This window comes from Actinomycetota bacterium, assembly GCA_016700055.1.
Classification (GTDB): domain Bacteria; phylum Actinomycetota; class Acidimicrobiia; order Acidimicrobiales; family Ilumatobacteraceae; genus Kalu-18.
In genome coordinates this window covers 3,023,833-3,043,166 of the sequence record CP064997.1, presented here as the reverse complement: position 1 = coordinate 3,043,166, position 19,334 = coordinate 3,023,833, and the positions used below count along the sequence as shown (strand labels likewise).

The window sequence follows — 19,334 nt, the reverse complement described above, 5'->3', positions numbered from 1 at the left end:
GACGCGCGACTGCTGACAAATTGCGGACAACAGGCCCCGAGCCACCACCCGACCAACCCGAAAAGCACAATGACCAGGGCGTTTGCCCTGGTCATCTGGTGTCGGAGGGGCGACACCGCAGGCGACTACACGGGCGGCGAGCCGAAAGGACTCGATCCACAAGCGGTTGGCGCCGCTTGCGCGGTGGCTGATCGCGATGTCGCCGAATGCCGCTCAACCATCCTCGCCTAATGGGAGCAGACCAGGTCGAGTAGGACTTGGTTCCGGGCCCGCCGGCCAGCCGGTGAGCACTTCCCTCGCCTGAGATCCGATCTCTGGTGTCAGAGCGCGCCCCGGCTGGTAGGTGAGGACTGGTCCGTAGCACCGATGGGGTGTCGTGCCTCGAGCACTGATCCATTAGGCCGTGCGGGAGGTCCTCCGGGTTCGAGTCCAGGACCGACAACACCGGGAGGCGATCAGCACGTGATCTTCGTAGGAGACGACTGGGCGGAGGCCCACCACGACATCTACATCTGCGATGAGTCCGGCGGCCGGATAGCCAGCCGGCGCCTGAGCGAGGGCATCGACGACAGCTTCGGCCGATTCCGAGATGGGACGGTGGATCTGCGTGGCGGCGCGTCGCTAGAGGACGTCTCTGCGTGGCGCGACGACGAGCGCGAGGGCCGCTGCGGCGGCGGTGTATCCGACGAGGAGCAAGCCACCGATGGGTGCGTCTAACAGCGTTCCACTCGTGGCGACTGTCGGGCCGAGCTGCAGCAGCCCAAAGGTGGCTCCTCCCGGTGTCCACCGTCCGATTGCCGGGAGTGCGTCGATGAGCAAACGCTCAGCGGCGAGCATCCAGATCAGCGAGGCGACCACGGCGACGATCTGGTTGCGGAGCAGGGCGCCGACGGCGAGACCGATGACGCCGTAGAGCGCCATGACGACGAACGCCGCTGCGACCACCTGCCAGACCTCGGCGTCGAACGTCGCGTTGCCGCCGCGAGTTCGGATCAACGTCGTCGTGGCGACGATCGAGACGACGAGTGCGCCTGCCGTGAGCACGACGCTGGAGAGGACGAGAGTCAGGCCCTTGGAGACGAGGGCCCGGGTGCGGCGCGGCTCGACCAGGAACGTAGAGGTGATGGTGCCGTAGCGGATCTCCTGGGTGAACGCGAGCACCCCCAGGAGCAGCATTGTCACCTGGGGCACGCCGAAGCTGTCGCCGACGATGCGGGCCAGGAGGGCGGGGTCGTCGAGGGAGAGCGCGTTGTTCGTCGCGCCGGCTGAGGGGACGGTGAAGATCACCGTCAGCAACACGAAGCCCAGGGTGGCGACCAGCAGCCCGGCAAGAATGCGGGTGCTGCGCAGCTTGAGAAGCTCGGCGCGAACAAGCGCGTTCACGCCGACGCCCCTTCCAGCGACACCGCGTCGTTGACCCGCCCGGGTTGCTCGGTGAGACGGAAGAAGGCCTCCTCCAGCCCGGCCGTTGCGGTGAGGCGGTGCAGCACGACTCCGTGTGCTGCGGCGAGCTCGCCCACCTGCTCGGCGGCGGCGTCGACAGCGAGCTCCCCGTCGATGTGGCGGTGGCGGTGGCCGGTGGCGTCGAGCAGAGTGGACAGTCGCTCCGGCTGCGGTGTGCGGACGCGGCAGCCGACGCCAGCCTCGGCGCGCAGGGCGGTGAGGGTCGATGACCGGACGAGGCGCCCCTTGGCGATCAGGAGCACGTGGTCGGCGGTCTGTTCGACCTCGCTCAACGCGTGGCTGGAGACGAGCACGGTGCGCCCCTCGCCCGCGAGCTGGCGAAGGTACCCGCGCAGCCATCGGATGCCCTGCGGGTCGAGACCGTTCGTCGGCTCGTCCAGGATGAGCACTGCCGGGTCGCCGAGCAACGCCGCCGCGAGGCCGAGACGCTGCCGCATGCCGAGGGAGAATTCGCCGACCCTTCGTCGCGCGTCCTCGGCGAGCCCGGTGGCAGCCAGGACACGCATGGGCGCGTCCGCGTCCAGCTTCGCCGCGGTGGTGAGAACGCGCAGGTGGTCGAGCGCGGTGCGACCGGGGTGGTAGCCGGAGGCTTCGAGCATTGCGCCGACGTGACGGAGCGGGTCAGGCAACTCGTCGTAGCGCCTGCCGCCGAAGGTCGCGGTGCCGCTGGTCGGCATGACGAGCCCGAGCAGCATCCGTAGGGTGGTCGTCTTGCCGGCGCCGTTGGGCCCGAGGAAGGCAGTCACCTCTCCGGACTCGATCACGGCGTTGATGTCGTCGACGGCCCGAACGTCTCCGAAGGACTTGGTGAGCCCGGACAGCTCGATGGCCGCCGTCACCGCCGCTCTCCGTTGTCGCAACACCGCATCAGTCGCTCCTCGCTGCCGTGAGTCGGGAGGGCTCTCCTCGCCGGTGATCATCTCGACGCACGCTCGTGCTCATGCGCGCTCCAGATGTGGCTCGACGCCTGGGATCGCTGCGGCCGCGGGATCGGAGGTGACGGTGGGCGTGGGCGCGGTGTAGAGGGCGACGGCCATGGCGAGGAGGCACAGCCCGTAGACGCCCACGCCGCCGTGCAGAAGCGTCGGCGCGGCGAGGGTGACCGGGGTGAGGATGACGAGCCAGAGGCCGACGGCGAGCGGGGTGAAGCGGCGCCAGCCGTTCCACACGCCGGCCCGCAGCGTCGCCCACCCGGTGAGCAGGAACCCGATGGTCGACGCGGTGCCGCCGATACCGAAGATGGCGCCGACGATCCCGGCGCTGGTGTCGTCGACCTCGGCGTCGCGGATGGGGATGGACGCCAGCTCGCCCACCTGTAGCAGCGCGGTACCGGCGATCGCGAGTGCGACGCCGATCGTCGCGGTTCGGGATCGGCCGGCAGCGCCGCTGTGGCCGAACGCGACGAGGCCGGCGATGACCAGGCCGTGGAGGGCCGCGCTGAACAGCGAGAACGCGACGAAGGCGCCGCTGTTGGACCAGGGGTAGCGCCACATGTCGTCAGAGACATCGGTGACGGGCTGGAGGCCGAACAGGAGCACCGCACCGGCGACGGCGGTGCACGCTCCAGCGGCAATGAACCCGACATTCGCCGGGCCTCGACGGGCCTGGACGATGCTGGTGGTAGCCATGAGATCCTCCTGGGTGGTTCGCGTGGTGCCGTTGTACGCACCGCGTGTGCGTCCGGTCATCAGGGCAGGGACGCATCTTCACTACGCGCCAGCGCGTACTCGTCGTTGCGCGCCGGCACGATTGCCGGTAAAGCGGGCTGCTGGGACAATCACTCCTGTGAGCGGCCTGCCCGTGCGTGGCCTTCCGGCGTTGCTGTTCGTGGTGACGCTGGCGGTAGAGGTCGTTGCGGTCGCGTTGTCGTGGGGCTTGGAGCCCACCTACGACACGGTGCTGTACGGGTTCTACGCGGTGGCCATGGCCGGCGCGGGCGCCCTGATCGTGTCCCGCTACCCGGGCCACCGGATCGGCTGGCTGTTCCTGGCCGACGCGCTGTTCACCGCGTTCGCGGCGGATCTGGCGCAGGGTTGGGGGTTGCGGGCCGCCGAGCAGGGGTGGCCGGCGGGACCCTTCGCCGAATGGGTCGCGCTGTCAAGCTGGATCGTCGGCGTCCCGGCGGGCGTCTTGACCTTCCTGCTGTTCCCCGACGGGCACCTGATCCGGCGGGGCTGGGCGGTCGTCGCCTGGGCCAACCTGGTCGGCGTCGCGTTAGTCCTGCCCGGCTGGGCCCTGTCCCCGGACATCGGCGACCTTTTCGTCGGCGGCCGCAACCCGTACGCCATCGAGGGTGCACCGACGGATGTGCTGCAAGCGTTGGGCATGCCGTTGCTCCTCGGCTCGTTCGTGGTGGCGATCCTGCCGCTGGTGCAGCGCCTCCGCCGCTCATCCGGTGTCGAACGGCTCCAGCTGCGATGGTTCGTGTTCGCCTCCATGTGCGCCGCTGTGATCCTGCCGATGGTTGCGTTGCTGTGGAGCGTGGCTCCGGTCGTGAGGCCGCTGACCGCACTGGCGCTGACCGCCATGCCAGTTGCGGCCGCGATCGGGATCCTGCGCTACCGCCTCTACGACATCGACTTGGTCATCAGCCGCACCCTGGCCTACGGCGCGCTGAGCGTGCTGCTCGCCGCCACCTACGCGGTGACGGTCGTCGTGATCGGCGCGGCCGTCGGTCACGGCTCGACGTGGAGCACCGCTGGCGCCACGCTGGCCGTGGCCGCGATGTTCGGGCCCCTCCGCCGTCGGCTCCAGGACGCGGTCGACCGTCGATTCAACCGGGCCAGGTTCGACGCCCTCCAACGGATGGCCGCTTTCCTTGACGACCTCCGAGCCGGCCGCGCCGTCCCCGAGGACATCGAGCACGTCCTGCGCGAAGCCCTCGACGTCGAGGACCTCCACCTCCGCCTGTTCCTGCCCGACAGCGAACTCGCTGTCGATCTCACCGGAGCGCCCGTGGCCGACGATCTCGACGACGGGCGACGGCGCTGGCCGATCCGGCACGCCGGCACGACCCTGGGCACCGTCGTCGCCCCCGCCGAGCTTGCCGAACGCGGCTCGACGGTCCCCAAGGTGCTCGACGTCGGCGTCCTCGCCATCGAGATCGCCCGGTTACGGGTCGGGCTGCGCCGCCAGCTCGAAGAGGTCGAAGCCTCACGGGCGCGGATCGTCGCGGCCGGCGACGAAGAGCGACGACGGCTCGAACGCGACCTGCACGACGGCGCCCAACAGCGGCTGGTGTCCATCGGGCTGGCGCTCCGCCACGCCCAGCACGCGCTCGGCTCAGGCGTCGATCCCGACGTCAACCGGACCCTCGACGACGCCGTCGCCGAGATCACCGTGGCGATCGACGAGCTGCGCGAGCTCGCCCGCGGCCTACGACCCGCCCAGCTCGACGGTGGTCTGGGCCCCGCGCTGCGGGACCTCGCCCGGCGGGCGCCGTTGCCCGTCGAGGTCGTCGCCAACGGCGATCGCTACCCGACCGAGGTCGAGCCGCCGCCTACTTCACCGCCTGCGAAGGGCTCACCAACGCCGTCAAGCACGCCCGGGCCACCAAGGTCCAGCTCCGCGCTATCCACCAAGACAGCAGGCTCGTCGTCGCCGTGGTCGACGACGGCGTCGGAGGCGCCATCGCCCAGCAGGGCTCCGGACTCGCCGGCCTCGCCGATCGGGTGGCGGCCCGCGGTGGCAGCCTCACGATCGACAGCGACGCAGGCCAAGGCACCACCCTCATCGCGGAGTTCCCGTGCGCGTCGTGATCGCCGAGGACCAGGCGCTGCTGCGCGAAGGCCTCGCCCGCCTCTTCCGCGACGGCGGCCATAACGTCCTCGCCACCCTCCGCGACGCCGACCAGCTGCTCGCCACCATCGCACGCGAGCAACCCGAGCTCGCCGTCATCGACATTCGCATGCCGCCCACCTTCACCGACGAAGGCGCCCGCGCCGCCCGCTCGATCAAGCAGCAGCATCCCGGCGTAGGCGTGCTGCTGCTGTCCCAGCACATCGAGACCGCCCAGGCCGTGAACCTGGTCGCACTCGGCGGGTTCGGCTACCTCCTCAAAGACCGCGTGCTCGAAGTCGGCGAGTTCCTCGCCACCGCCGAGCGCATCGCCGCGGGAGGGTCAGCCCTTGACCCGATGGTGGTCGCCAACCTCGTCGCGCCCGCCGACAGCGGACCCGTCAGCCGGCTCTCCGAGCGCGAGCGGGGCGTGCTCGAACTCATGGCCCAAGGACTCACCAACGCCGCCATCGCCGACCGGCTCGTGGTCAGCGAACGCACCGTCGAAGCCCACATCCGCCACATCCTCACCAAGCTCGACATCGCCGACAGCGAAGACTCCCATCGCCGTGTGCTCGCTGTCCTCGCCTACCTCGACGGCGTACACCACACCTGAGAGCTGACCGGGTGGCTCATGGAGCTCGTGCACGATCGGGGTTGGGCCGCCGAGCTCTCGAGTCGCGACTTCGTGCAGGCGAAGCCCGCTGCCGCTGCGGGCCCCGTCGATCGAACCGAGCTCTCCCATGTATCGGTGACATTGACCACGCTCACTGCGAAGCCTCCTTCCCCCGACCGGCCCGATCGCGCACGATCGCGAACGAACCGACCGACGAAGGAGGCATGACGTTGCTGCCGGGTCTCATCAACGTCCACCAGCACCTCGCCTTCGACGCGTCGACCAACCCCGTGGCCCAGCTGGACACTGACGATGACGGCGCGCTGCTGCTCCGCATGCGGCTCTCCTCACAGCGGGCGCTTGCCGTCGGCATCACGACCATCCGCGACCTCGGCGACCGCAACTACCTCTCCCTCACCGGCGACTGGTTCCACGACAGGAGGCAGGCCGTGGCCGACGCGCTCGCCGTCGGTGCGGACTCGATCGAGCACTGCAGCTTCTTCAGCGCCGACGGTGTCGATGGTGAGCCAGCCCTTCTTCAACGGCTCGCCGCCAGTCACGGGCACCGCCTGCTGGCCGCGTGCGCTGCTCGCGGGAATGGGGGCGACTCGTCACCTCCGGTGGGCGACGCCGAGCGAGGGTCCCCACGGTGATCGGTCGCACTACCATCGAGTGTCGAACAGCTGTTCGAGTGTCGGCGGGGCGACACGAGAATCGACTACACGCATGGCCATGAAGAGCGGCGACCAGCCCTCGCCCGTGTTCCAGCGGTGGCTGCTGGTGGCATGACATGGTCGAGTCCACCGCGCACGAGAGCTCTCATCACCACCGCATCAGTCGGGATGAGCTGGCGAGCCTGCGAGCAAGCGGATCGAGCGTTGTGCGAGCGCGCTGAGGTCGGAGGATTCTGCCAATCGTTCAAGCGCGGCCCGTTCTTTCCGAGTGAGGCCTGCCTGTTCGCGATCCGTCGGGCCGAGCAAGCGCGACAGCGAGTCGACATCGCGCATGTGCTTTGCTCGTTCTGCCGAAGTCTGGGACACGATCTGCGTCACGGCGGCGACCTTGCCCAGGAGCGCGCCCACCAAGGTCGGACGACGCACACGAGCGGTCGAGCCGTCGGTGAGCTCGACGTTGATGACGGTGCTGCGCACGAGTGCCTGGCTGCCACCGGGTGCTTCGATCGTGCGGCCGCTGCCGAGTGCCAAACGCGCACGGGTTCCGAGCCTGTCCGGCGCCAGCACATCGATCGTCGCACCGGCACGCGTGTAGCGATGAGCAATGCCGTCAGCGCTGGGAAGCACCTGACCGAAGCCAGCGTCGATGAGTGTCTGGTGAACTCGGGCGAGGCCTGCCGGTTCGACCCGCAGATCGACGACAACGTCGACATCATCAGTGGGACGCGTGTCGAGCGATGCTCGTTCGACCTCGAGCAGGAAGACCATCTGCCCACCGACCAGCAGACAATGGTCGCCGAGATGTGGTGCCAGCTCGATGAAGGCGCGCCACGACTCCTGTTGTCGACCGGCGATTGGTGGCAGTCTCACCACGGCGTCGTCAGGCATCGGCAGCCAGGCCCTCGGCTGCAATCCAGCGCCGTGGATCAGCTGAGTCGAGAAGGTCCAGGGCGACCGCACCACGCGGCGCGAGCTCGCCGCCAGCGATGATCTCCCACGCGTCGTCATCGACGACCCGCAGACGGATGCGGCCGAGCGAATCGGGAACGGCCGCCACGAGAGAATCCAGCTGACCGAGTGCGCTCCGCGAGAGATAGAGGTCGCGGTCGTCAGCGGCGACCAGAGAGGCCCCGAACTCGATGGCCGCACGAACGCCGCTGATCAGCGCTCCCACGGCATCGGGAAGTGACTCGACGTCGGCCTGACTCATCTCGCAGCGCACGACCTCGGCCCGTCGCTGGTAGCGGCCCGGCCGACCCAGATCGATGGCGCCATGAACGATCTCGCGCCACGCCCGAACAGCACCGAGGGGCCGGCCACCAGGCCGAGCCGAGTGCCGACGAGCAACGAGGGCGTCCATCGGAACGGCCCATGCGTTGCCGACTCGCTGAGCCGGCAGATCGCCGGCAACGACGAGCTGACGGACACGCTCGGGCGACACCCCCAGGATGCTCGACGCATCCGCAAGTGACAGCAGGTCCGATGGCACGTCTGAAATCTATTGGATATATCCAATAGATTCCAACCCCTCGGGGTGAACCTTCCTGATCAGGTGCTCGACCACTCCGCCTGAGGTCAACGGGGCGGCCTTCGGGTGGATTCCACTACCCCGCCACTATCGCCGCCATCCCGGCAGGCATCTCCCGTGGGGGTTCAAGTCGCCGACGCAGGTCGGCCACCGCCCACAACGCTCTCATCAGGTGCGATACCGGAGGCGGTGGGGATTCAACTCGGTTTCTGACGTTATCCACATGCGGTGAGCAGGGGAAACACCGTGTAGTTGTGTCGGAGGGGGGACTTGAACCCCCACGGGATTATCTCCCACTAGGCCCTCAACCTAGCGCGTCTGCCTATTCCGCCACTCCGACGAGTGTGTGGGCAACCGACGATACAGCGGCTGTTTCAGTCGACCAACAAGAAGCCCAGCGCGAGCACCGTGAGCACCCAGACCAGGGCGAACACGAACGTGATCCGCGTCAGGTTGCGTTCGGCAGCAGCCGAGCCGAGCGCCGTGGTACCGCCTCCGCCGAACATGTCCGACAGGCCACCACCACGACCGCTATGCATGAGGACGCCACCGATCATCCCCACCATCGCCAAGATGTTGACGAGCAGCACGACGTACATCACGAGGTCACGCACGGTCCGCAACTCTACCCCGAGCCGTCGGGCGTTCCCCATCGCTTGCGCCGGTAGAGCCACGTCGGCGGTATATCCCCAGGCGGTGCGTCCAGGGTGTCGGCCAGCGCGTCTGACTCCGAGCGCACCACTGCCACCAGGGCCGCATGCTCGGCGAGGCTCTCGCACTGGTTGACGAGCATGTACCTGCGCCGCCCGACCGAGGCCACCAACCCACCGGGGCGGGTCCGCGTCAGGCGTCCGTCGCTCGACCCGCGCCGACCGAACAGCCGGTTCGGCGCCGTGCGAGTGAAGCGATCGACCACATCCCAGTCGAGCGTGCTACGGCGCAGAGGCGCGCGGCGGTGCACGCCTCGTTCGTCGAACGTCGTCGCTACGGGGTAGTCGGCCAGCACGATCCCGCCCAGCACGACACCGACCGCGAGCACCACCGTGTTCACCGGACGCAGGCCGCGCGTCGCCGCGCTCGCCGCTGCGAACCCCACCAGCACCGCGGCACCTGCCAGCGCCAGCGCCAGCCCGCGCCACGACGAGTGAAGCGTCACCGCTCGGCGGTGATCCACGGCTGCTAGCTGAGCGGAATCGGGTTCCGCTCGGCGAGGGTCACCGTGCGGCCGAGCGCTTGGACGCGCTCCACCAGGGTCTCGCCCGGCTCGATCGCGAAGTGGCAGGCGACCCGCTGGCCCGGGGCCACCTCACGCAGCTCTGGCACCTCCTGCGAGCACAGCTCCTGCGCGATCGGGCAACGCGTGTGGAACGTGCACCCCGGGGGCGGTGAAGCGGGGCTCGGGACGTCACCTTGGAGGATGATCCGCTGACGGGACCGCTCCCGGCGCGGGTCGGGCAACGGCACCGCCGAGAGCAAGGAGTGCGTGTAGGGGTGCGCCGGCGAGCCGTACAGATGCTCGCTGTCCGCGACCTCCATCACCTTGCCGAGGTACATCACCGCGACCCGGTCGCTGATGTGGCGCACCACCGCGAGATCGTGGGCGATGAAGATCATGCTCAGGCGGAGCCGGGCCTTCAGATCTTCCAGCAGGTTGAGCACCTGCGCCTGGATGCTGACGTCGAGCGCCGACACCGGCTCGTCGAGCACCACCACGTTCGGGTCGAGGGCCAAGGCGCGAGCGATTCCGATGCGCTGCCGCTGCCCGCCGGAGAACTCGTGCGGGTACCTGTTGCCGTGCTCGGGAAGCAGGCCGACAGCCCGCAGCAGGTCGCCGACGCGCTTCGCGCGCTCCTTCTTGTGCACGCCGTGTACGGAGAGTGGCTCGCCGACGATGTCACGGATCGGCATCCTCGGGTTCAGCGATGCATACGGATCCTGGAAGACGATCTGCAACTCCTTGCGCAGCTCCCGCATCCGCTTCTTGTTGGCCTCGGTGATGTCCTCACCGCAGTAGACGATCTGCCCGGAGTCGGGCTCGATCAGGCGCAGCAGGGTGCGCCCCAGGGTGGTCTTGCCGCAGCCCGACTCACCGACGACGCCGAGCGTCTCGTTGTCGTACAGATCGAGGCTGACGTCGGTGACCGCGTGAACATGTCCGATGGTGCGTCGCAGCAGGCCGGCCTTGATCGGGAACCGCTTCGTCAGGTTCACGAGCCGCAGGATCGGCTCGCCGCGGTCGGTGGTGCCGGCGGCGGGGGTTTCGGACGTCGTGGCGGTCATCGGGCCACCCCGCCGGCGCCGGCCAGGCGGAACTCCTCGGCACGGATGCAGCGGCTGAAGTGCGCCGGCGCGACCTCGACCGATGCCGGGATGCCGTCGTCACAGCCCTCGATCGCCATCGAGCAGCGCGGCATGAACGGACAGCCCGGTGGTGGCTTGAGCAGGCTCGGCGGGTTGCCGGGAATGGACGCGAGGCGCTGGTGGGTCCGCGTCGTGACCGCCGGGATCGAGGCCATCAGTGCCTGCGTGTATGGATTGCTCGACGAATAGAAGATGTCCTCCAGGGAGCCGCTCTCGAAGATCCGGCTGGCGTACATGACCTGGACCCGGTCGGCGGAACCGGCCACCAGGCCGAGGTCGTGGGTGATCAGCAGCACGGCGGCACCCGTCGCCTTCTGCACGTCGGCGATCACCTCCATCACCTGGGCCTGCACCGTGACGTCGAGCGCGGTGGTCGGTTCGTCGGCGATGAGCAGCTTCGGGTCGTTCGCGATCGCCATCGCGATCATCGCCCGCTGGCGCATGCCACCGGAGAACTCGTGCGGGTACTGCGCCGCGCGGCGCTTGGGCTCCGGTACGCCGACGAGGGCCAACAGGTCGACCGCTCGACTCCACGCGAGGTCTTTGCTGACGTTCTGGTGAATGCGGATCGCCTCGACGATCTGCGAGCCGACGGTGAACACCGGGTTGAGCGCAGTCATCGGGTCTTGGAAGATCATCGAGATGTCGTTGCCGCGCACCTCGCGCATCTCGTCGTCGCTCATCGCGAGCAGGTCCTTGCCGAGCAATCTCGCCCGACCCGCGATTCGCGCAGTTTTCGGATGGAGGCGCATGATCGCGAGCGCGGTGACGGACTTGCCCGAACCGGACTCCCCCACCATCGCCAGCGTCTCGCCGCTGCGGATGTAGAAGTTGATGTCGCTCGCCGCCATCAAGATGCCGTCGTCGGTCTTGAAGCCGACGTTCAGGCCCTCGACTTCGAGCAGTGCTCCGTTCGACTCCATCAGTCTTTCCCACCCCTGCTCTTCGGGTCGAGCGCGTCACGCAGGCCGTCACCGAGGAAGTTCACGCACAGCACGAAGAACACCACGAAGAACCCGGGCAGCAGCACGCGCAGCGGCGAGTCGTCGATCGCGCCCTTCGACTGCTGGATGAGGTTGCCGAGCGTCGGCACCGGAGGCCGCACGCCGAGGCCGAGGAACGAAAGCGTGCTCTCGAGCACGATCGCCGTGCCGAGCAGCAAGGTGACCTCGACGAGCACCGGCCCGACGACGTTGGGGAGGATGTGACGGAAGATGATCCGCGTCGAGCGCGCCCCCGCGGCCCTGGCCGCCTGGACGAACTCCTGCTCCTTGAACTGCATCACCACCCCGCGCACGACGCGGGCGATCCGGGTCCACAGCAGGAAGGCCAACACGAAGGCGATGCCGTTCGGCTGGGCCCCGAACTTCAGCGAGAACACCGCGAGCACGATCAGCGCCGGCACGATCAGGAACAGGTTGATCACCTGCGATACCACCGTGTCGACCGACTTGCCGAAGAAGCCGGCGAGCGCCCCCATGATGGTGCCGATGACCGTGGCAGTGACCGCGACCAGCACGGCGATGCGCACCGAGTAGCGCCCGCCGAGGGTGGTGCGCACGAAAAGGTCGCGACCGATCTCGTCGGTGCCGAACGGATGGCTCCACGAAGGCCCGGCCAACCGGTTGACGACGTCGGTCGAGTCGAACTCGTGAGAGCTGACTATCGGACCGGCGATGAACACCGCGACCACGAGCACGATGCCGATGGCCCCGAAGATCGCCAGGCGGTGGTGGAGGAACCGCTTCAGGGCGAGCTGCGCGAACGTGCGCGGCTTGTCGCTCAGGCCTTCGGCGGCGTCGACCGACACCTCAGGATGGACCCCGGTAGTCGCCAGGCTCGGCGTGGTGGTGAGCTCAGTCATAACGGATCCTCGGATCGAGCACGCCGTAGAGGATGTCGGCGACGAGGTTGAACAAGATCGTCAGCGTGGCGGCGAAGATCGTGACGCCCATGACGAGATCGAGGTCGGGCTTGGACAGCGCCGACAAGAAGGCAGGCCCGAGACCGGGCCAGGAGAAGATCGATTCGGTGATCACCGAGCCAGACAGCAACGCCGCGAAGTCGAGCGCCCAGAGGGTCACGAGTGGGATCAGTGCGTTGCGCAGGGCGTGCTTCCAGATCACGCGGCGTTCCGGCAGCCCTTTCGCTCGCGCCGTGCGTATGTACTCGGAGTTGACCACGTCGAGCATTGCCGCGCGGCCGAAGCGACTCTCGGAGGCGATGCTGACGAACGCGAGCGTGATCACCGGCAACGTCGCACTGGCCAGGAACTCCGCGATCGAGCCGTCGTGCTTGGTGCCGGTGTAGAAGGGCTTCCATCCGGTCCACTGCGGGAACCAAACGCCCCAGAACACCTGCAGGACGAGACCGACGAAGAACGTCGGCAGGGCAAGGCCGATGAAGCTCAGCCCGGTGAAGAAGTAGTCGCCCTTGCTGTACTGGCGCCGCGCGGAGTACACCGACAGCAGCACGGCGATGATCGCCGCCAGCAAGAAGGCCGGAATCGCGAGCTGGGCGGTGTTCCAACCGCGCTCGCGCAGCACGGTCGTGACCGGCTCACCGATCACTTCGCTCTGGCCGAGATCGCCGCTGAGCGCGTTGCCCAGCCAGGAGAACGGCCGCAGCCAGATGCTCTTGTCGAGCTCGTAGCGCTCGACGATCATGTCGTACCCCGCCTGGCAGCGCGGCAGGCACAGCCGGAACTGGGCCAGCGGATCGGTGGTGTACGAGACGCCGACGTGTACGAGGTAGAGCGCGGCGAACAGCAGCGGAATCGTCGACAGCACTCGCCGAACCGAGTACACGAGCACCTCAGGGCCACCTTTCCGACGAACTATCGGTCAGACGACAACGGGGTCCCGGCAACTTGCCGGGACCCCGATGCGTCAGATTGGCATTGAAATCAGCCGTTCAGCGTGTAGTCAACGACGTTGACCAGCGGGCCAGCGGAGTTGGCGTCAGGTGACACCGCGGCCGCAGCCAGACGGGTCTTGCTGTATGCGTAGAACGACGGCTTCTGCGTGATCGGCAGCATGAACAGGCCCTGCTCGGGGTCGACCTCGAGCGTGGTGACGAACCTGTCGAGCTCGTTGTAGCAGTCGGCGCGCTCGGCGTCGTCGACGGTGGCGTCGCACTCGTCGGCCATGGCGTCGAACTCGGCGCTCGCGTACCCGTACGCGTTGTTGCCGCTACCGGTGCGGTAGGCGGGCGACATGCCGCCCGGCCACGGGCCACCGACCCAGGCGAACTGAACGATGTCCCAGATCTCGCAGTTGCCTTCGGTGCCGCCGGAGTTGGCGCAGGCCAACGCGTCGGGGTGGAAGGGCTGCTCGTCGAAGAACGCCGCACCCTGGGGGTTGTTGATGACGATGTCGAAGCCGGCCTCGCCGAGCTTGGCCTGCAGCAGCTGCTGCTGGAGCTCACGGAGCATGTTGCCGCCGGTGGTGCCCACCCGCAGCGTCAGCGCGCCGTCCTCGGGATGGGTGGCGATGCCGTCACTGCCGATCGTGTAACCGGCCTCTTCCAGCTTGGCGATCGCGCCCTCGGTGTCGCCCTGGCCGTAACCGGCCTCGCCGGCGTGATCGACATAGTTGCTCTGGTTGCTCAGCCAGTAGGTGTTGCCGAGACCCTCTGCGGGCAGGGCGTCACCGAACAGCGGGGTGTACAGACCGGCCATGACCTCGGCCTTGTCCATCGCCAGCGCAAGCGCCTCACGCACCTCGGGCTTCATCAGGTGCTTGTTGTAGAGGTTGAGGCCCCAGTGCTCGAACACCGGGCCTGCAGCGGATGCGACCCCGAAGTCCTCGCTCTCGGCGAGCTCTTCGAACGCGAGCTGCGGCTGGGTGAAGATGAAGTCAGCCTCGCCGGCCTTCAGCGCGTTGATCTGCGCGTCGGTGTCGGTGACGAAGTTGATCTGCACGCCGTCCACCGAAGCGACGCCGGTGTTGGTGACGTCGGGGCTGGCCGAACCGTGGTAAGCGTCGTTGCGCACGAGCGTCATGCTGACGCCCTTCTCCCAGCTGTCGAACACGAGCGGGCCCGAGGAGGGCAGCACCGTGCCGTCGATCATCCACTCGCGCAGCGCCTCGTTCTCGGCCGTGGCGGCCTCGGCCGGATCGGCGGGGAACACGTGCGACGGATGGATCTCGCTGAAGATCGCCGGCCAGCCGGCGAAGAACGCCGACCAGGTGATCGAGAACTCGGTTGCCGAGTTCACCGTGAAGTCGGTGATCGTGTCGTAACCGGTGCGGTCGCCGAGCAAGTAGATGAAGTCGGGATCGGTGTCCTCGTCGTCACCGTCCTCGGTGGTCGCCATGATCATGTCGAAGGTGTACTTGACGTCATCGGCGGTCAGGTCGTCGCCGTCGCTCCACACCAGGCCGTCGCGCAGCACGAAGTCGATGGTGACGGTGCCGTCGCCGTTGTCGACGACCTCAGGATCAGCGGCGAGCAGCTCGGGGAAGAACTCGGTCTCCGAGGTGATGCCGAACAGGCCCTCCCACATGCCCTGGCGGATCCACGAGGCGATCGACAGGTTGTTCTCGGGATCGTCGAGGTGCAGGTCCGGGGGTTCCTGCTCGTGCGCCCACACCAGGGTGCCGCCTCCGCCCGACGGCGGGGCTGTGGTGTCGCCGCCTCCGGTGGTGTCGGGGGCGTCGGTGTCGGGGGCGTCGGTGTCGGGCGTGGTCTCAGGGCCGCCCGTTGCGTCGGTGGTGTCTTCCGTACCGCTGGTGTCGGTGCTGCCGCCGTCGTCGCCGCCACATGCGGTGAACAACAGGGCCGAGCCAGCGAGCACCGCGAAGAACTTCGTGCTCTTGGTCCGCTTCACTCATGACCTCCTAGGTCAGTCTGGTCTGATGCTCGGGAGGTGGTACCACCTGGTGGTGGATCGTGATCATCCGGCTCGCCGGCGCTTCGACTGCCCGTGCTTTCGTTGTTCACGCAGCCGTCTCAGAGCTCCTCCCCGGTTCCGAGACGGGGCCAAGGTAGCACCTCTGTCAGTGGGGGGTGGTCACCCCACGTTTCAGAACGCGATCGATCCGGAGCGTTCGTTCCGCACTGCGGACCGCTCGGCCGCCGCCTCGCTATGAACCGTGCGAGCGGAACTGCACGATGCGGGCGAACTCGTCTGGGTCCAGGCTCGCTCCACCGACGAGCGCGCCGTCGATGTCGGGTTGCGCCATCAGCTCGGCGATGTTGGCCGCCTTGACCGAGCCCCCGTACTGGATGCGCACGCGCGCCCCGGCGTCGCCGCCGGCCAGCCCGCCGACCGCGGCGCGGATCGCCGCACAGACCGTCTGGGCGTCCTCCGACGTGGCCGTGCGCCCCGTGCCGATCGCCCAGATCGGCTCGTACGCGATCACGAGCGACGCGATCTGCTCCGGCGTTCGCCCGGCCAGCCCGGCACGGACCTGACCGATCACCTTCGCCTCGGTCGAACCGGACTCACGCTCGTCGAGCGTCTCGCCGACGCACATGATCGGCGTCATCTGGTGCTGCAGGATCGCGGCCACCTTCTTCGCCACCATCTCGTCGGTCTCGCCGAACAGCTCCCGGCGCTCGCTGTGCCCGCAGATCACGTAATGCACACCGAGCTTCGCGAGGAACGCCGGCGAAACCTCGCCGGTGTAAGCCCCCTTGTCCTCGAAGTGGCAGTGCTGAGCGCCCAGGGCCAAGGGGATGTCGTCGGCCTCGAGCAGGGTCTGGACGCTGCGCAGGTCGGTGAACGGCGGGTGCACGCTCACGTCGACCGCGGCGACGTCGTCCTTGCCGACCAGGTAGGCGAGCTTCTGGACGGTCTGGATGGCCTCGAAGTGGTTGAGGTGCATCTTCCAGTTGCCAGAGATCAGCGGCCGGCGGTCGTCAGTGGGCATTCGGGGCCTCCCGTAGGGCGGCGAGCCCGGGCAGGTCGCCGAGCTCGAGCAGCTCGAGCGACGCTCCGCCGCCCGTGGAAACGTGGTCGACGTCGTCGTCGAGGCCGAACTGGGCGAGCGCGGCGGCCGAGTCGCCGCCGCCCACCACGGTGAACGCCTTGGTGTCGGCCATCGCCTGGGCGACCGTGCGGGTGCCCGCCGCGAAGCGCTCGTCCTCGAACATCCCCATCGGGCCGTTCCAGAACACGGTGCGCGCCTCCATGATCACGTCACTGAACGCTGCCGCGGTGCCGGGGCCGATGTCGAAGCCCTTCGCACCGTCGGGCAGGCGAGTGCCGAACGTGGCGTAGTCGCCGTTCGCATCCACCCCGACGATGTCCTCCGGGAGGTGGATCGTCTTGCCGAGCCCGAGCAAGCGCCGGCACGTGTCCACCTGGTCCGGCTCGAACAACGAGTCGCCGATCGGGTTGCCCTGCGCGGCCAAGAAGGTGAAGCACATCGCCCCACCGATGACGAGCGCGTCGACCACCTCGAGCAGCGCCTCGACGACGCCGAGCTTGTCGGAGATCTTCGCCCCGCCGAGCACGGCGACGAACGGGTGCTTGGGGTCGTCGCGCAGGCTGAGCAGCACCTCGACCTCTCGCTGCATCAGGCGGCCCATCGCCGAGGGCAGCGTCTTCGGCGGCCCGACGATCGAGGCGTGGGCACGGTGCGCGGCACCGAACGCGTCGTCGACGTAGGCGTCGACACCTTCGACCAGCTTGGCCGCGAACGCCGGGTCGTTGCGCTCCTCACCGGGATCGAAGCGCAGGTTCTCGAGTAGCTCCACCCCAGGGGCGAGCTCGGCCAACCGGGCGCGCACCGGATCCATCGAGTACTTCGGATTGGCCTCGCCCTTCGGGCGCCCGAGGTGCGAAGCGCAGACCACCTGGGCTCCCCTTTCGGTGAGCCAGGTGATCGTCGGCAGGGCAGCGCGGATACGGAAGTCGTCGGTGATCTCGCCGTCGTGCAGCGGCACGTTGAAGTCGGTGCGCACGAGCACGCGCCGACCGACGACGTCACCCAGGTCCTCGAGGACCGGGATGCTGGTCATCGCGCCCTCACCGGCGCTTGCGCAGCTTCGACGCCACGTATGTGGTCAGGTCGATCAGCCGGTTCGAGTAGCCCCATTCGTTGTCGTACCAGCCGAGCACCTTCACGAGCTTGCCGAGGCTCATCGTGAGCCCGGCGTCGAAGATGCAGCTGTGCGGGTCGGTGACGATGTCGCTCGACACGATCGGGTCCTCGGTGTACCGCAGCACGCCCTTCAAGCTGGTGCGCGAGGCCTTGCGGAAGGCGGCGTTGATCTCGTCGACGGTGGCCGACTTCTTCAGCAACGCGTTGAAGTCGGTGATCGAGCCGGTCGGCACCGGCACGCGCAGCGCGGTGCCGTCGAGCTTGCCCTTCATCGACTCCATCACCAGGGCCGTCGCGCGCGCCGCGCCGGTGGACGTGGGGGTGATGTTGATCGCTGCACCCCTTGCCCGGCGCAGGTCGTCGTGCGGGCCGTCGACCAGCATCTGGTCGCCGGTGTACGCGTGCACGGTGGTCATCAGGCCCTGCTCCAGGCCGAAGGCGTCGTCGAGCACCTTCACCAGCGGCACGAAGCAGTTGGTGGTGCAGGAGGCGTTGGAGATCACCTTGTGCACCTTCGGGTCGAAGTCCTTGTGGTTGACCCCGTAAACGAACGTCGCGTCGGCGCCGTTCGACGGAGCAGAGACGATCACGAGCGGCGCGCCGGCCTCGAGATGCAGCGCCGCCTTGTCCCGCGACGTGAAGATGCCGGTCGACTCAATGACGACGTCGACGCCCAGGTCACCCCACGGAAGCTCCTTCGGGTCGCGCACGGAGAGCACGCGCAGCTCGTCACCGTCGACGCTGATCCCGTTCTTCGACGCCTTGATGTCGTTCGGCAGCACGCCGAGCACCGAGTCGTACTTCAACAGGTGCGCCATCGTGTCGAGTGAGCCGAGGTCGTTGACGGCGACGAAGTCGATGTCGGCGCCGGCCTGCTTCGCCGCTCGGAACAGATTGCGGCCGATGCGGCCGAAGCCGTTGATGCCTACGCGAACGGTCATGGTGGGATGCCTTTCATAGAGGGGTTCGAAGAAAATCGGTCTAGCCGTTGACTCGAACCTAGTTGCGCGAGGGTCAGCGGGCCAGATCCCGGTGACCCGTGCGCACCACCTGGCCCCGCTCACGCAGCCGGCGGGCGAGCTCCTCGGCAACGACGACGGACCGGTGACGTCCACCTGTGCAGCCGATGGCCACGGTCAGGTAGCTCTTGCCCTCCGCGGCGTAAGCGGGCAGCAAGTCGGCGATCAGCACCTCGAAGCGGTCGATGAACGAAGTGGCCGCCGGCTGGCCGAGCACGTAGTCGCGCACCGGTGCGTCGTGGCCGGTCAGCGGACGCAACGCCTCGTCCCAATGCGGGTTGGGCAGGAAGCGCACGTCCATCACCACGTCGGCGTCGAGCGGCAGGCCGTGCTTGAACCCGAACGACTCGACCGCGACCTGCATGCGCGTGCTCGTCTCGTCGTCGAAGACGTCGAGTATGCGCGCCTTCAGCTGGTGCACGTTCAGCTCGGTGGTGTCGATCACCAGGTCGGCGGCCGCCTTGACCGGTTCCAGCAGCTCGCGCTCCAGCTCGATCGACTCGACCAGACCATCGGCCTCGTCGACCAACGGGTGACGCCGTCGGGTGGCGTCGTAACGCCTGACCAGCTCCGGCGTTGCCGCGTCGAGGAACACCAGGCGCACCCGGTGCCCGGCAGCACGCAGCGCGCCCACCTTGGGCAGCAACTCGACGTGCTGGCGCCCGGAGACGAGGGCGAGGCGCCCGATGGTCGACGCCGGCTGGTTGACCAGCTCGACGATCTTGTCGACGAGAGACGTCGGCAGGTTGTCGACCACGTACCAACCGAGGTCTTCCATCACCGCCGCGGCTCCGGAGCGTCCTGCCCCGGACAGCCCGGTGATCACGAGGATGTCGGTCATCG

The 19,334-nt window shown here is 68.2% G+C and carries 19 protein-coding genes and 1 tRNA gene; 3 read left to right on the top strand and 17 right to left on the bottom strand.

The window, feature by feature from the left end; translation table 11 throughout:
• Nucleotides 1–621: 621 nt before the first annotated feature.
• The 3 genes from IPM43_14725 to IPM43_14715 are packed head-to-tail and all read right to left on the bottom strand — an operon-like array spanning nucleotide 622 to nucleotide 3,092.
• A complete protein-coding gene (locus IPM43_14725) occupies nucleotides 622–1,383 on the bottom strand; it encodes an ABC transporter permease (protein ID QQS24628.1) in 762 nt (253 codons plus the stop codon).
• Nucleotides 1,380–2,384: an ATP-binding cassette domain-containing protein gene (locus tag IPM43_14720; protein ID QQS24627.1), complete on the bottom strand. Its 1,005-nt coding sequence runs from the start codon at nucleotides 2,382–2,384 to the stop codon at nucleotides 1,380–1,382. Before IPM43_14720 ends, IPM43_14725 begins: the two co-directional genes overlap by 4 nt.
• Before the next feature lie 18 nt (nucleotides 2,385–2,402).
• Nucleotides 2,403–3,092, bottom strand: a complete 690-nt coding sequence (locus tag IPM43_14715; GenBank protein ID QQS24626.1) for a hypothetical protein — start codon at nucleotides 3,090–3,092, stop codon at nucleotides 2,403–2,405.
• Between the two features lie 157 nt (nucleotides 3,093–3,249).
• Here IPM43_14715 and IPM43_14710 point away from each other — a divergent pair, with 157 nt between their 5' ends.
• From IPM43_14710 to IPM43_14700, 3 genes are all read left to right on the top strand, one after another.
• On the top strand, nucleotides 3,250–5,286 hold the full coding sequence (locus IPM43_14710; GenBank protein ID QQS24625.1) for a hypothetical protein: 2,037 nt from the start codon (nucleotides 3,250–3,252) through the stop codon (nucleotides 5,284–5,286).
• Nucleotides 5,210–5,857: a response regulator transcription factor gene (locus IPM43_14705; protein ID QQS24624.1), complete on the top strand. Its 648-nt coding sequence runs from the start codon at nucleotides 5,210–5,212 to the stop codon at nucleotides 5,855–5,857. The genes IPM43_14710 and IPM43_14705 overlap by 77 nt, the downstream gene beginning before the upstream one ends.
• A 224-nt stretch (nucleotides 5,858–6,081) precedes the next feature.
• A complete protein-coding gene (locus tag IPM43_14700) occupies nucleotides 6,082–6,510 on the top strand; it encodes an amidohydrolase family protein (protein ID QQS24623.1) in 429 nt (142 codons plus the stop codon).
• Between the two features lie 180 nt (nucleotides 6,511–6,690).
• On the opposite strand, the gene IPM43_14695 is transcribed toward IPM43_14700, so the two are convergent.
• The 14 genes from IPM43_14695 to rapZ all read right to left on the bottom strand — a co-directional run bounded on the left by IPM43_14695 (nucleotide 6,691) and on the right by rapZ (nucleotide 19,332).
• Entirely contained in the window at nucleotides 6,691–7,419 is a 729-nt protein-coding gene (locus tag IPM43_14695; GenBank protein ID QQS24622.1) for a hypothetical protein, read from the bottom strand.
• Entirely contained in the window at nucleotides 7,412–8,020 is a 609-nt protein-coding gene (locus IPM43_14690) for a helix-turn-helix domain-containing protein (protein QQS24621.1), read from the bottom strand. Before IPM43_14690 ends, IPM43_14695 begins: the two co-directional genes overlap by 8 nt.
• A 294-nt stretch (nucleotides 8,021–8,314) precedes the next feature.
• Nucleotides 8,315–8,399 (bottom strand) — tRNA-Leu (locus IPM43_14685).
• Nucleotides 8,400–8,433: 34 nt separating this feature from the next.
• Nucleotides 8,434–8,712: a preprotein translocase subunit SecG gene (gene secG, locus IPM43_14680; GenBank protein ID QQS24620.1), complete on the bottom strand. Its 279-nt coding sequence runs from the start codon at nucleotides 8,710–8,712 to the stop codon at nucleotides 8,434–8,436.
• A complete protein-coding gene (locus tag IPM43_14675) occupies nucleotides 8,685–9,233 on the bottom strand; it encodes a hypothetical protein (GenBank protein QQS24619.1) in 549 nt (182 codons plus the stop codon). The genes secG and IPM43_14675 overlap by 28 nt, the downstream gene beginning before the upstream one ends.
• A 5-nt stretch (nucleotides 9,234–9,238) precedes the next feature.
• Nucleotides 9,239–10,339, bottom strand: a complete 1,101-nt coding sequence (locus IPM43_14670) for a dipeptide ABC transporter ATP-binding protein (GenBank protein QQS24618.1) — start codon at nucleotides 10,337–10,339, stop codon at nucleotides 9,239–9,241.
• On the bottom strand, nucleotides 10,336–11,343 hold the full coding sequence (locus IPM43_14665; GenBank protein QQS24617.1) for an ABC transporter ATP-binding protein: 1,008 nt from the start codon (nucleotides 11,341–11,343) through the stop codon (nucleotides 10,336–10,338). The genes IPM43_14670 and IPM43_14665 overlap by 4 nt, the downstream gene beginning before the upstream one ends.
• Nucleotides 11,343–12,284 (bottom strand): ABC transporter permease, encoded by a 942-nt coding sequence (locus tag IPM43_14660; GenBank protein QQS24616.1) that lies wholly within the window; start codon nucleotides 12,282–12,284, stop codon nucleotides 11,343–11,345. Before IPM43_14660 ends, IPM43_14665 begins: the two co-directional genes overlap by 1 nt.
• Nucleotides 12,277–13,233 (bottom strand): ABC transporter permease, encoded by a 957-nt coding sequence (locus tag IPM43_14655; protein QQS24615.1) that lies wholly within the window; start codon nucleotides 13,231–13,233, stop codon nucleotides 12,277–12,279. Before IPM43_14655 ends, IPM43_14660 begins: the two co-directional genes overlap by 8 nt.
• A gap of 92 nt (nucleotides 13,234–13,325) precedes the next feature.
• The gene (locus IPM43_14650; GenBank protein ID QQS24614.1) at nucleotides 13,326–15,251 is read right to left on the bottom strand and encodes a hypothetical protein; all 1,926 of its coding nucleotides are present in this window, start codon (nucleotides 15,249–15,251) and stop codon (nucleotides 13,326–13,328) included.
• Between the two features lie 256 nt (nucleotides 15,252–15,507).
• Nucleotides 15,508–16,296: a triose-phosphate isomerase gene (locus IPM43_14645; GenBank protein ID QQS24613.1), complete on the bottom strand. Its 789-nt coding sequence runs from the start codon at nucleotides 16,294–16,296 to the stop codon at nucleotides 15,508–15,510.
• On the bottom strand, nucleotides 16,286–17,389 hold the full coding sequence (locus IPM43_14640) for a phosphoglycerate kinase (protein QQS24612.1): 1,104 nt from the start codon (nucleotides 17,387–17,389) through the stop codon (nucleotides 16,286–16,288). Before IPM43_14640 ends, IPM43_14645 begins: the two co-directional genes overlap by 11 nt.
• Before the next feature lie 7 nt (nucleotides 17,390–17,396).
• Nucleotides 17,397–18,413 (bottom strand): type I glyceraldehyde-3-phosphate dehydrogenase, encoded by a 1,017-nt coding sequence (gene gap, locus IPM43_14635; protein QQS24611.1) that lies wholly within the window; start codon nucleotides 18,411–18,413, stop codon nucleotides 17,397–17,399.
• 73 nt (nucleotides 18,414–18,486) lie between these two features.
• Entirely contained in the window at nucleotides 18,487–19,332 is an 846-nt protein-coding gene (gene rapZ / locus IPM43_14630) for an RNase adapter RapZ (GenBank protein ID QQS24610.1), read from the bottom strand.
• Nucleotides 19,333–19,334: the final 2 nt, after the last annotated feature.